This window comes from Micrococcus sp. ACRRV (genome assembly GCF_022346985.1).
GTDB classification, from domain to species: Bacteria; Actinomycetota; Actinomycetes; order Actinomycetales; family Micrococcaceae; genus Micrococcus; species Micrococcus porci.
Map to the genome: position 1 here is coordinate 1 of NZ_JAKRNH010000077.1, position 11,367 is coordinate 11,367.

General features: G+C 74.6%; 10 protein-coding genes and 1 pseudogene. 6 read left to right on the forward strand and 5 right to left on the reverse strand.

From position 1 onward, the window contains the following. The 3 genes from MHY29_RS08700 to MHY29_RS08710 form a co-directional block, all read left to right on the forward strand. Nucleotides 1-1,070, forward strand: a 1,070-nt coding sequence (locus tag MHY29_RS08700; protein WP_239240262.1) for a hypothetical protein, incomplete at its 5' end; no start/stop codon positions are given. A gap of 92 nt (nt 1,071-1,162) precedes the next feature. After that, nucleotides 1,163-2,125, forward strand: a complete 963-nt coding sequence (locus MHY29_RS08705; protein ID WP_239240265.1) for a class F sortase — start codon at nt 1,163-1,165, stop codon at nt 2,123-2,125. A 118-nt stretch (nt 2,126-2,243) separates the two neighbouring features. Next, complete coding sequence (locus MHY29_RS08710) at nt 2,244-3,308, forward strand: DUF305 domain-containing protein (RefSeq protein WP_239240267.1); 1,065 nt, start codon at nt 2,244-2,246, stop codon at nt 3,306-3,308. A 154-nt stretch (nt 3,309-3,462) separates the two neighbouring features. Here the strand turns inward: MHY29_RS08710 and gabT are convergent, their stop codons facing one another. Beyond that, nucleotides 3,463-4,788, reverse strand: coding sequence for a 4-aminobutyrate--2-oxoglutarate transaminase (gene gabT, locus MHY29_RS08715; protein WP_239240270.1), 1,326 nt, complete (start codon nt 4,786-4,788; stop codon nt 3,463-3,465). A 115-nt stretch (nt 4,789-4,903) separates the two neighbouring features. On the opposite strand from gabT, the gene MHY29_RS08720 reads away from it, so the two are divergent. Together MHY29_RS08720 and MHY29_RS08725 are read left to right on the forward strand one after the other, a co-directional pair. Continuing rightward, nucleotides 4,904-5,881 carry a LysR family transcriptional regulator gene (locus MHY29_RS08720; RefSeq protein WP_239240273.1) on the forward strand — a complete coding sequence of 326 codons (978 nt, stop codon included), beginning with the start codon at nt 4,904-4,906 and terminating at the stop codon, nt 5,879-5,881. 613 nt (nt 5,882-6,494) lie between these two features. Next, nucleotides 6,495-6,830 carry a hypothetical protein gene (locus MHY29_RS08725; protein ID WP_239240276.1) on the forward strand — a complete coding sequence of 112 codons (336 nt, stop codon included), beginning with the start codon at nt 6,495-6,497 and terminating at the stop codon, nt 6,828-6,830. A 91-nt stretch (nt 6,831-6,921) separates the two neighbouring features. Here the strand turns inward: MHY29_RS08725 and MHY29_RS08730 are convergent, their stop codons facing one another. The 4 genes from MHY29_RS08730 to speB all read right to left on the reverse strand — a co-directional run bounded on the left by MHY29_RS08730 (nt 6,922) and on the right by speB (nt 11,281). Further along, on the reverse strand, nt 6,922-7,239 hold the full coding sequence (locus MHY29_RS08730; protein ID WP_239240279.1) for a GNAT family N-acetyltransferase: 318 nt from the start codon (nt 7,237-7,239) through the stop codon (nt 6,922-6,924). Between the two features lie 72 nt (nt 7,240-7,311). Then, a complete protein-coding gene (locus MHY29_RS08735) occupies nt 7,312-8,541 on the reverse strand; it encodes a PLP-dependent aminotransferase family protein (protein ID WP_239240282.1) in 1,230 nt (409 codons plus the stop codon). Next, the gene (locus MHY29_RS08740; protein WP_239240285.1) at nt 8,538-10,286 is read right to left on the reverse strand and encodes a thiamine pyrophosphate-binding protein; all 1,749 of its coding nucleotides are present in this window, start codon (nt 10,284-10,286) and stop codon (nt 8,538-8,540) included. Before MHY29_RS08740 ends, MHY29_RS08735 begins: the two co-directional genes overlap by 4 nt. Further along, the gene (speB, locus tag MHY29_RS08745; RefSeq protein WP_239240288.1) at nt 10,283-11,281 is read right to left on the reverse strand and encodes an agmatinase; all 999 of its coding nucleotides are present in this window, start codon (nt 11,279-11,281) and stop codon (nt 10,283-10,285) included. Before speB ends, MHY29_RS08740 begins: the two co-directional genes overlap by 4 nt. On the opposite strand from speB, the pseudogene MHY29_RS12510 reads away from it, so the two are divergent. Continuing rightward, nucleotides 11,267-11,367 (forward strand): annotated as a pseudogene (locus MHY29_RS12510) (agmatinase); the annotation flags it as partial. The gene speB and the pseudogene MHY29_RS12510 sit on opposite strands and share 15 nt — an antisense overlap.

An 11,367-nucleotide genomic window follows, 5' to 3' on the forward strand; every position in this document is an offset into this window, starting at 1 on the left:
CCTCCCGCGCCCCCCGCCTCGCCGCCGCCGTCCTCGCCTCCGGCTTGGCCGCCGCCGCCCTGGCTGCCCCGGCCTCCGCTGAGCAGGCCTACGACTGGACCGATGACCACGGCTACCCGCACGGCCTCTTCTTCGGCATGGACCCCGAGTCCGTCGACGAGGCGACCTTCCAGACCTTCTACGGCTTCGACCCCGCCGACCTGACGGTGACCGTCTCCCCCTCCGACGCCGAGGGCACGCCGACCGGCCCGGCTGCGGCGGTCCCCTTCACCGCGGTCGACGTCCTCGACGGCGGCACGATCGACGTCCTGGAGACCCGCCGAATCCTGGGCGAGGCCGGCACCGGCACCGTCGTTTACCACGTGTTCTCCGGCGACCAGGAGGAGCTCGACATGGCGCTCGTCGTCGGCCCCGACGCCGACCTCGCCGACGCCACGGGCGGCGCGCTCGTCGCCGCTCCCGGCCCGGTGCGTGCCGTGCTCGGGGACATGCCGCTGTCGTGGAGCACCGACGTCGTCATGGCCCCCGGCGTGCGGGCGATGGAGGTCCGCTACCCGGTGGACCCCGCCCTCTTCGACAACGTGCACCCGTTCGTCACGACGGAGGCCGCCCATGGCACGGTGGTCACCTTCCGCGACCGCGAGGACCTGTCCGTGCGCACCTGGTACGTGCCCGACGCCGGCTTCACCGGCACGGACACCTTCTCCCTGGATCTCACCAGCGACCACGTGGCCCACCTGCCCACCGTGACGGTCCACGTCGGCCAGGAGCTCCCCGCGGCCGCGGCGGGTGCCCCCGACGCCCAGGACGGCGTCCTCGGCGGCATGCCCCTGGACGTCGAGGACCCCGCGATCGCCGCCATGCTCCAGCAGATGGGAGCGCTGCCCCCGGCCCCGGAGACCACCGTCCCGGAGACCACCGTCCCGGAGACGACCGTCCCGGCCGAGCAGCACACCAGGCCCGGCAAGGTCCAGACCGGCGGCGAGCCCATCTGGTGGCTGGCCGGTGCGGCCGCCCTCGGCGCCGGGGCCCTCGTGGCCGCGCGTCGCCGCCCGGGCATGGCACGCTGACCGTCGAGTCCATCGTCGAGCGGGGGCGGGCCGAAGACGGTCCGCCCCCGGTCGGCGCCTGAGCACGGGTCCGAGGACCCAGGAGGGAAGCCATGAGCACCACCGTCAAGCGCGCCGTCTGGGCGCTGCTCCTGCTGATCTGCCTCGGCGTGGGCGCCTTCGCCCTCCGCGGGATGTTCGCCTTCGGGGACGTGCCGATCAGCGCCGCGCCCACGGTCTCCGCCCGCGCCTCGACGGCGTCCTCCACCCCCTCCGCCGCCACGGGATCCCCCTCCTCGACGTCCGCTTCCGCGTCGGCCGGCCCATCCGTGCCCGCGGCCACCTCAGCGTCCTCGGCCGCGGCGTCGACGACCACGCCGGCGTCGCCGACGTCCTCGACGACCACGCCGGCGTCGCCGACGTCCTCGACGACCACGCCGGCGTCGCCGACGTCCTCGACCACGCCCGCGTCGACCGAGGCGGCCGCTCCCGCCGTGGGGGCCGCGTCCTCGACCGCCACGGCGTCGTCGTCCGCGACCCCGACGGGCACGGACTCCCGCATGACGAAGCCGGCCGCCTCCTGGGAGCGCATCACGGCGGCCCCGGTCCACATCGACGTCTACGCGGACGGGGAGCAGGTCGTCGGCGCGCCGGTGGAGCTCGTCCAGACGCGGGACGACGGGGAGCTCAACCCCGACCCGCAGATGGCCGGCTGGTACGGGCCGCCACAGTGGACGACCACCCCCGGCGAGCGCTCGGCGCACCCGGGAGTGATCGCCGGGCACGTCATCCACTCCGGGCTGAAGGACGTGTTCTGGAACCTCCAGACCCTCAAGGCCGGGTCGATCGTCGTGATCACGTACGACGACGGCACGCAGGCCGAGTTCCGCACGGACTTCGACGTGCGCTCCATGGACAAGGACGACCTGACGCAGAGCCCGGACTACGCCTGGGCGTGGGAGCTGCCCGAGGCGGGCAACAAGGTCACGCTGATCACGTGCGACCTGGTGGACGGGTCCGGGATGACCGGCTGGTCGACGAACAACTGGGTCACGCAGGCCACCCGCATCGGCTGAAGGGCCCGCGTGCCGCGCGCCGTTTCCCAGGCGGGCTCCGGAGCGCGTACCGTTTGAGGGCCGGAGGTCCCGCGGGCCGCCGGCCGCGCCCGTCATCCGCCCGAGAGGACCGCCTTCCATGAACCGAGCCACCGACGCCACCGCCCCCGTGCGCCCTGTGCGCTGGTCCGCGGCCGCCGGCGGCCTGCTGGGGCTCTCGCTGGTGCTGGCCGGCTGCGGCACGTCGGCCCAGCCCTCGCCCGCCGGCTCCGGGTCCAACACCTATCTCGAGGGTGTGCTCGCGACCCCCAGCGCCACCAAGGCCGACCCGCTCGCGGCGGACCAGCGGTTCATCGCCTCGCTCCTGCAGAACCAGTACCAGGTGGTCCAGGAGGCGGACCACGTGCTCTCCCGCCCCGACATGGACGGCGAGGTGCGGGACATGGCCCAGCAGCACAAGGACGTCGCGAACCAGCGGATCGGCGACCTGTCCTCGCGCCTGCAGGCGTGGGGCCTCGAGGTGCCCGCCGCCCCCGAGCCCCTGGTGGACGACACGAAGCCGAGCGGCCGCCCCACCGGCGACCCCTCCGAGATCCAGGCCTCCAAGGGTCAGCAGGCCGCCGCCGACATCCGGGCGGGGCTGCTCACGGCCTCCGATCAGTCCGCCCTCGTCACCGCCGACGACGACGCCGCCGGCCGCATCTACCTGCTGCAGGTCCACCGTCTGCTGCAGGGCGGCGTGAGTCTGGCCGGCACGGAGTCGGATGAGGGCACGGACGAGGAGACCAAGAAGATCGCCTCGGACCTGATCGACGCGGACCGGCCCCGCATGCAGCGGATCCTCGAGAAGCTCGGCGAGAACGGCGTGGTGGCGGCCGTGCCCTCGCCCACGGCCCCCAACTCCGGCTACCAGGGCCCGATCTCCCTGCCCAGCCAGGCCGGCGGCGACGGCGCCAACGTCGACTACACGCCCTCCGCCCTCTACGAGATGTGGTCCACGCTGCCGCCGCCCGCGACGAGCTCGTCCGCGGACGGCTCCTCCACCGGCCCGAGCCCGAGCGCCCAGCCGACGCCGACGCCGGCGGACACGGCCAGCCCCCGGCCCACGCCGGGCGCGTCCGCCCAGCCGGGGGCGGCGTCGTCGACCGCCTCCACGACCGGGGCCGCGTCCACGACCGGGGCCGCGTCCACCCGGAACGGCTGACCCCGACGCGGGTCATCGCACGAGGTCCACGCGGCGGCCGGCGGCATCGCCGCCCCGGCCGCTCGACGAGGGCCGCGGTCATGCCCGCCGGTGGTCCGGGAACGCCGCGAGGGCCCCGCCGGACGGCGGAGGCCCTCGTGGCCAGGGACGTGGGTCAGGCGGACTGCAGCGCCGTGGTGACCTCGGCCAGGCCCTCGCGCAGCAGCTCCTCGCCGATGGTCAGCGGGGGCAGGAAGCGGACGACGTTGCCGTAGGTGCCACAGGTGAGCAGCACGACGCCGGCCGCGCGGACGGCCGCCGCGAGCTTGCCCGTGAGGGCGGCGTCGGGCTCGCCGCTGGCGGGGTCGACGAACTCGATCGCCATCATGCCGCCGCGGCCGCGCACCTCGGCGATGCGCTCGTCGGCGTTCTGCTCGAAGTGCTCTCGGATGACGCGCTCGATCATCTGCGCCTCCTGCAGCAGGCCGTCCTCCTCGATGGCCTCGAACACGGCCAGGGCGGCGGCGGTCGCGACGGGGTTGCCGCCGTAGGTGCCGCCCAGGCCGCCCGGGTGCACGGCGTCCATGACCTCGGCGCGGCCGGTGACCGCGGAGAGCGGCATGCCGCCGGCGATGCCCTTGGCGGTGCACATCAGGTCGGGCTCGATGCCCTCCAGCTCGGAGGCGAACCAGGCGCCGGTGCGGGCGAAGCCGGACTGCACCTCGTCCGCGATGAACAGCACATCGTTGGCCGTGCACCACTCGACGATCGCCTGCAGGAAGCCCTCGGCGGGGACGATGAAGCCGCCCTCGCCCTGGAGGGGCTCCATGATGACGGCGGCCAGGTTGTCGGCGCCGATCTGCTTCTCCATCGCGGAGATGGCCTTCTTCGCCGCGGCGGCGCCGTCGAGGCCGTCACGCAGCGGATAGGAGCCGGCCACGCGGTAGACCTCCGGGGCGAACGGGCCGAAGCTGTGCTTGTAGGGCATCGACTTGGCCGTCAGCGACATGGTCAGCGTGGTGCGGCCGTGGTAGGCGTGGTCGAAGGCGACGACGGCCTGCTTGCGGGTGTAGGCGCGGGCCACCTTGACGGCGTTCTCCACGGCCTCGGAGCCGGAGTTGAAGAGGGCGGTGCGGGTCTCCCCGGAGATCGGGGCCTTCTCGCCCAGCTTCTCGGCGACGGCGACGTAGCCCTCGTAGGGGGTGATCATGAAGCAGGTGTGGGTGAAGTCGGCGACCTGCTCCTGCACGGCCTCGACGACCTTGGGGTGGGAGGCGCCCACGGAGGTCACGGCGATGCCGGAGCCGAGGTCGATCAGGCGGTTGCCGTCGACGTCCTCGATGATGCCGCCACCGGCGCGGGAGGCGAACACCGGCATGGTGGTGGCGACGCCGGCGGGCACGGCGTCAGCCTGGCGGGCAGCCAGCTCGCGGGACTTCGGGCCGGGCAGCTCCGTGGCGATGTGGCGGGACTGCTCAGGGGCGGTGACGGGGGAGGTCATCGGGGGCTCCTTGGACGGTGGATCGGGGCGTCCCTGTGGGGCGCGCCTCCATCGTCCGGCCGGCGGGGGCATCACGTCCAATGATGAATGTGGATGCGGGCTATTCTCTTGAGGCATGGACAGCATCGCCGCGGGGGGACGGGCCCTCGACCTGGACCACCTCCTCGACCCGGCGCTGCTGCGCACCTTCGTGGCGGTGGTCGACGAGGGCACCGTCACGGCCGCCGCACGCGAACTCGGCCTCGGCCAGTCCGCCCTCACCCGCCATCTGCAGCGCCTCCAGCGCGACCTCGGCCTGGCCCTGTTCGCGCCCGAGGGCGCGCGGCTGCGGCTCACGCCGGCGGGGCAGGCATGGCTTCCCGTGGCCCGCAGCCTGCTCGCGGCGCACGCGCACGCCCGGCAGGCGGCGCGGATCCTCGCGGCGGGGCGGCTGACGGAGCTCTCCCTCGGGGCGCCCGGCACCACCCTCATCGACGTCGTGATCCCGTTCCTCACGGTGCTGGGGGAGGGCGACCCCGCCGTGCGCGTGACCGAGACCCAGCTCGACGACTCCCTGCAGGACTCGGTCGCGCGCCTGGACCTGGTGGTCCTGCCCTCCACCCCGCCCGACGACGTCGCCGCTCTGCCGCTGCAGAGCATGCCCGTGTGGGCCTGCGTGGCCCCGGGCCACCCCTGGGCGGACCGGGACGAGCTGGACGCCGCGGAGCTGGCCGGCGCCCGCCTCGTGCTGCCGTCCCGCTCCTTCAAGGCCCGCCGTGTGTTCGACGCCGCGCTCGAGGTCGCCGGGGCGGCCCCGCGCCAGGTGGTGGAGGCCAACTCCGGCCGCGTCGCCCAGGCGCTCGCGGCGAACGGCACCGCGGTCGCCGTCGTCACGGAGGACCCCGCCTTCGGGCTGCGCCCCCTGCCCATCCGGGCCGGGGGCCGACGTCTGGAGGTCCACCTGCACGCCGTGTGGCGACGCGACCACTTCGCCGCCGAGGAGATCGCGGGCGTCGCCGCCCAGCTTCAGGTGTTCGTCCGGCGCCGCTACGACGTCGCGGAGGCGCAGGACGATGCCGACGGGTCCTTGTCCCGGGCCGTCAGCGTCGACTGACGGCGGCGCGGGTGCTCGGGCCGATCACCGCGCGCCGATCACGAGGGAGAACGGATCGGGCACAACTCGGCCACAGGTCTGGTGCAGACCCCTCGCCGGACGCAACCTGGGGTCGTCCCCGCCGACCGGGCGGGGACGCCGACACCGGCGCGGCCGGGGCCCAGGCCGGGGGCGTTCGCCAGGACCTCGCCAGGTTCACCACCGTGCCGGGGGACCCGACGGTCCTCGTCGTGGACACCGAGCACGACGTCGACGCCGACGAGATCCGCATGACCGTGGCCCCCTTCACCGTCACCTCCGCCGCAGACACGCCGATCGCCGGGGAGCGGGGCCTGGAGACGGACGTCGAGTTCCCCTCCGACTCAGAGCTGGAGCGCGGCGTCGTGGACGTCGTGGGGGCCCGCCGCGTGCTGGCCGACGAGGGCGTCGACCACGTGGTCCTCACCCTCTACGTGGACGGCCGCGAGACCGGCTCGGCGGTGTACGGCCCCGACGCACACCTGGGCGACGACGTCCCCGGCGAGCCGGTGGGGCCTCCGGTCCGCAGGACTACGACTTCGCCTACCGCCCCGACGCGGACGAGCGCACGCTGCTGTCCGCCCCCGGGTCCCGGATGGTGTACCTCCAGGGCGGCCCCTCCTCCGGCACCCCCGGCGGTGGCGTCACCGTGCTCGCGGAGGAGCCCCAGCACGGCCGACTCGTGGTCGTCCCCGGCGAGCAGGGCGCATTGCCCTACGTCGAGTCGCACGTCCTCGCCCAGCTGGGCGCGGGCGAGGACCCCGCCGCTGCCGAGGACCCCGCCCCGACCGCGCCGGACGCCGAGCACGCCGTGCCCGGGAAGGTGCAGACCGGTGACGAGGCGGCCTGGTGGGCCGTCGGCCTCGGGGCCCTCGGGGCCGGCGCACTGGTCGCCGCCCGGCGCCGGTTCGGCCTCGGCGAGGCCCGCTGACCTGCGACGTCCCCGACGCCGGCTGAGCCCGCCGACGCGCGACGGCCCCGCACCCGCCGTCGAGGTGCGGGGCCGTCGTCGTGCGCTCCGCTCACCGCGCGTCCAGGAGCCCCGCCTTCTCGGGGTGCTCCTCGAACCAGCGGGCCACGTACCAGCACATCGGGACCACCGTGGTGCCGCCGGCCGCCCCGCCGCGGGCCTCGATGTCCGCCACGGCGCCGGCGGTGAGCGTGGCCGCGTGCCCCTGCCGGCGGTGCACCGGCACCGTGAACGCGCGGGTCAGGGACACCGCGGTGCCGTTGTCGCGGTAGTCGAGCGCGGCCAGCAGCCCGCCGGAGGCGTCGTGGAGCTCATAGCGGGAGGCGGCGTCGTTCCGGGTGAACGTGGTCGGGGAGTCGGATGCATCCATGCCACGGGGAACGCGCACTCGGCCCCGGGTGTTCCGGGCCCCCGGGAGGCGTCCGCACCGCGCCACGTCAGTTCACCGCGCCCCCTCCACGGCGGTGTTGACCACGGGCGCCAGGCGGCGCACACCCTCGGCCAGTGTCTCCTCATCCACGAAGGAGTAGGCCAGGCGCAGTGTGGAGTGCGTCCCGGGGACGGGCGTGAAGGCTGCACCGGGCACGAACACGGCCCCGGCGGCGATGCCCCGATGCATCAGCTCCACGGCGTCCACGCCCGCGGGCAGGGAGCCCCAGAGGAAGAACCCGCCCGCCGGCGGCGTGAAGGTGAAGCCGGGGTCCCAGTGCTCGGCGATCGCCGCCTGCAGGGCCTGCGCGCGGCTCCGGTACAGGCCCGTCACCCCTCGGACGTGGTCCTGCCAGTCGTACTCCGTGACGAAGGCGGTGGAGAGCATCTGCGACGTCGTGGAGGCGTGGATGAACGCCGACTCCGCGCAGAGGTAGAACTCGCGGTGCAGCGCCTCGGGCACCAGGGCCCAGCCCACGCGCACGCCGGGGGAGAAGATCTTGGACATCGTGCCCAAGTACACGGTGCGCTCGCGGTGGGCGGCGGCGATCGGGGCGACGGGGGCGCCGTCGAACGCGATCTGCCCGTAGGGGTTGTCCTCGACGATCAGCACGCCGTGCCGCTCACACACCGCGGCGACGGCGTCGCGCCGGTCGGCGGGCAGCAGCAGTCCGGAGGGGTTGGCGAAGGACGGGATCGTGTAGAGGAACGCCACACGGCGGCCCTCGGCCTCGAGTCGCGCCAGCGTGGCGTCCAGGTCCGCGGGGACCAGGCCGTGCTCGTCCGTCGGCGTGGCCACCGCGTCCAGCTGCCACGTGCCGAACGAGGTCAGGGCGCCCACAAACGTGGGGTCCTCCACCACGACGACGTCGCCCGGGTTCGCGAACGCGCGGCACGCGGTGTCGATGGCCGCCTGGGAGCCGGGCGTGATGACCACGAGCTCGGGGTCGGCGTCGGGGATGCCGTCCGCCGCCATGACCGCGCACGCCGCCACGCGCATGCACTCCAGGCCCTGGCCCGGCCCGTACTGCAGGGACGCGGTGCCCTCCCGGGCGATCAGCCGCTGGGCCGTGGCTCCGAGCTCCTCCAGGGGCAGGCCGGCGAGCCAGGGATTGCCGCCGGCCAGGGAGACGAGGTCCGGGTCCATGGCGATGTCGAAGACGTCGCGGACGGCGGACTGCTGGACGGTGGTGGCCCGGCGGGCCAGGTGGGCGCGTGCGCCCGCGGGGTCGAGGGTGCTCATGCGGCGCGTCCTTCCGGTCGGGTGGTCTCGGCGAGGCCGGGGCCGGCCTCGTCCGCGGGGACGGGGGCCTCGAGGTGGCTGGGCGCCCACATCGCCAGGCGGGTCTGCACCACGACGACGTTCGGCCCGTCCGCCTGGAACGCGCGCTCGAGCGCGCCGCGCACGTCCTCCACTCCCACCGTCTCGGCGGGCACGCCGAAGGAGGCGGCGAGGGCCTGGAAGTCCGGCCGGTCGAGCTCGGTGGCCGTGGCCTGGCCGAACGCGCCCTCCATGTACTCGCGCAGGATGCCGTACCCGCCGTCGTCCACGATCAGCCACGTGACGTCCGCGTCGTGCTGGCGGGCCGCAGCGAGCTCGGCGAGCGAGTACATGGCCGAGCCGTCGCCGGCCACCGCCAGCACCCGGGACGGCGCGCCCGCGGCCGCCAGGCCCACCGAGCCGCCGAACGCGGCCGGGAATGCATAGCCCAGGCCGCCCGCGCCCTGCGCGGAGTGGAACTGTCCAGACTTCGCGTCCCAGCAGTTCCAGCCCCAGTACGCGGCGATCGTCATGTCCCAGAACGTCTGCATGTCCGCCGGCACCGCGGCGCGGATGTCCGCCAGGAGCCGGCGCTCCACGCCGAGGTCCTGGGCGTCGAGGCGCGCCGTGACCTTCGCGTTGACCTCGGCCACCACGTCCGCGGAGGTGCGGCCGTGCCAGGGGCGCTCGGCCGGGCGGGCGGTCTCGTCCGCGCGAAGCGCGTCCGCGAGGGCGGCCAGGGCCTGCCCGGCATCGGCCCGCACACCCAGCGTGGGATGGTTGGTCTCCAGCACGCGCGGCTCGGCGTCGACCTGGATGAGGCGGCCCCGCGGCTCGAGGGTGAAGTAGTTCGAGGTGACCTCGCCCAGGGAGGAGCCCACGACGAGCAGCACCTCGGCGTCCTCCAGCAGCTCCGTGACGTGCCGGTCCTCCACCCAGCCGCCGAGGGAGAGCGGGTGCTCCCACGGGAATGCGGTGTTGCCACCGGGGGAGCAGACCACGGGGGCCTGGAGCAGCTCCGCGACCTCCTTCAGGCTCTCCATCGCGGCCGGTCCGGAACGGCGCACACCGCCGCCGGCCACGATCGCCACGCGCTCGGCCCCGCGCAGCCAGCGCACCGATTCGGCCACGAGCTCGGCGCGCGGCGGGTGGTCGTAGGGGACCGCGAGCGCGTCCTGCACGGGCGGCACCATGACCTCGCCCAGGAGCACGTCCTGCGGGATCTCCACCCACACCGGCCCCTGCGGCACGGTGACGGCCTCGGCCCAGGCGTCCTGGATGGCCGAGGGGATGCCCGAGGCGTGGTGCACCGTGAACTGGGCCTTGGTGACGTTCTGCGCCGAGGCCTTCTGGTCGTCCAGCTGGTGCAGCATGCCCTTGCGCCGGGCGCCGAGCCCGGACAGCGGGATCTGCGAGGCGATGACCACCATCGGCACGCCCGTGGCGTAGGCCTCCTGCAGGCCGGCCAGTGAGGTGAGGGCGCCGGGGCCGGTGGAGAGGAACAGCACCCCGACCTCGCCGGTGGCCCGGGCGTATCCGTCCGCGGCGAAGGCGGCATTGTTCTCCACGCGGTTCGAGACGAACTCCAGCGGGGAGCGGGACAGGGCGTCGAACAGGCCCAGGGCGTGCTGGCCCGGGATGCCGAACACGGTGCGCGCCCCGAGGGCGTGCAGGGTCTCGACGGCCAGGTCCCCGCCGTTGCGGCGCGGCGCGGCGGCGTCGCTCATGCGCGGGCCTCCTCGGCGCGGGTGGCGCGGCGGTCGGCCATCAGGGAGATGAGGTCGTAGGCCACGTGGGAGGCGGCGACGCCGGTCAGCTCGGCGTGGTCGTAGGCCGGGGCCACCTCCACCAGGTCCGCGCCCACGATGTCCAAGCCGCGCAGCCCGCGCAGGATCTCGAGCAGCTCGCGGCTCGTGATGCCGCCGGCCTCGGGGGTGCCGGTGCCCGGCGCGTGCGCGGGGTCGAGGACGTCGATGTCCACCGAGATGTAGAGCGGCCGACCCCCGATGCGCTGGCGCAGCTGGTCCACGATCTCGTCCACGCCCTTGCGGAACACGTCCGAGGAGGTGACGATGCCGAAGCCCATGCGGTGGTCGTCGTCGAGGTCCTTCTTGCCGTACAGCGGGCCGCGGGTGCCCACATGCGAGATGGCCTCGGTGTCCAGGATCCCCTCCTCCACGGCGCGGCGGAACGGCGTGCCGTGGGTGTACTCGGCGCCGAAGTAGGTGTCCCACGTGTCCAGGTGGGCGTCGAAGTGGAGCAGGGCCACCGGCTGGCCGGCGCGGGCCGACGCGGCGCGCAGCAGCGGCAGCGCGATGGTGTGGTCGCCGCCGATGGTCATGAGCGAGGAGCCGTCCTCGGTGAGGTCCATCGCGTCCTGCTGGATCGACTCGATGGCCTCGCCGATGTGGAACGGGTTCACCGCCATGTCGCCGGCGTCCACCACCTGGGCCTGCGCGAAGGGCGAGGTGTCCGTGGCCGGGTTGTACGGGCGCAGCAAACGGGAGGACTGGCGGACGTGGCCGGACCCGAAACGTGCACCGGGGCGGTAGGAGACGCCGGCGTCGAACGGCACGCCGACCACCTTGATCTCCGGGGCGACGCCGGCCGCAGTCGCCTCGTCCAGGCGCGGCAGCAGCGCGTAGGTGGGGGCGCCGCCGTAGCGGGGTACGAGGGCGGAGTTCACGGGGCCGAGGCGGCCGTTGTCCTCGACGACGACCACCGCATGGGCTTCGGCATCGTCACCTCCTCGGACGTGTTCCGCAAGGGCGTGGACGAGATCGTGGACCAGCTGCGCCAGCGCATCGG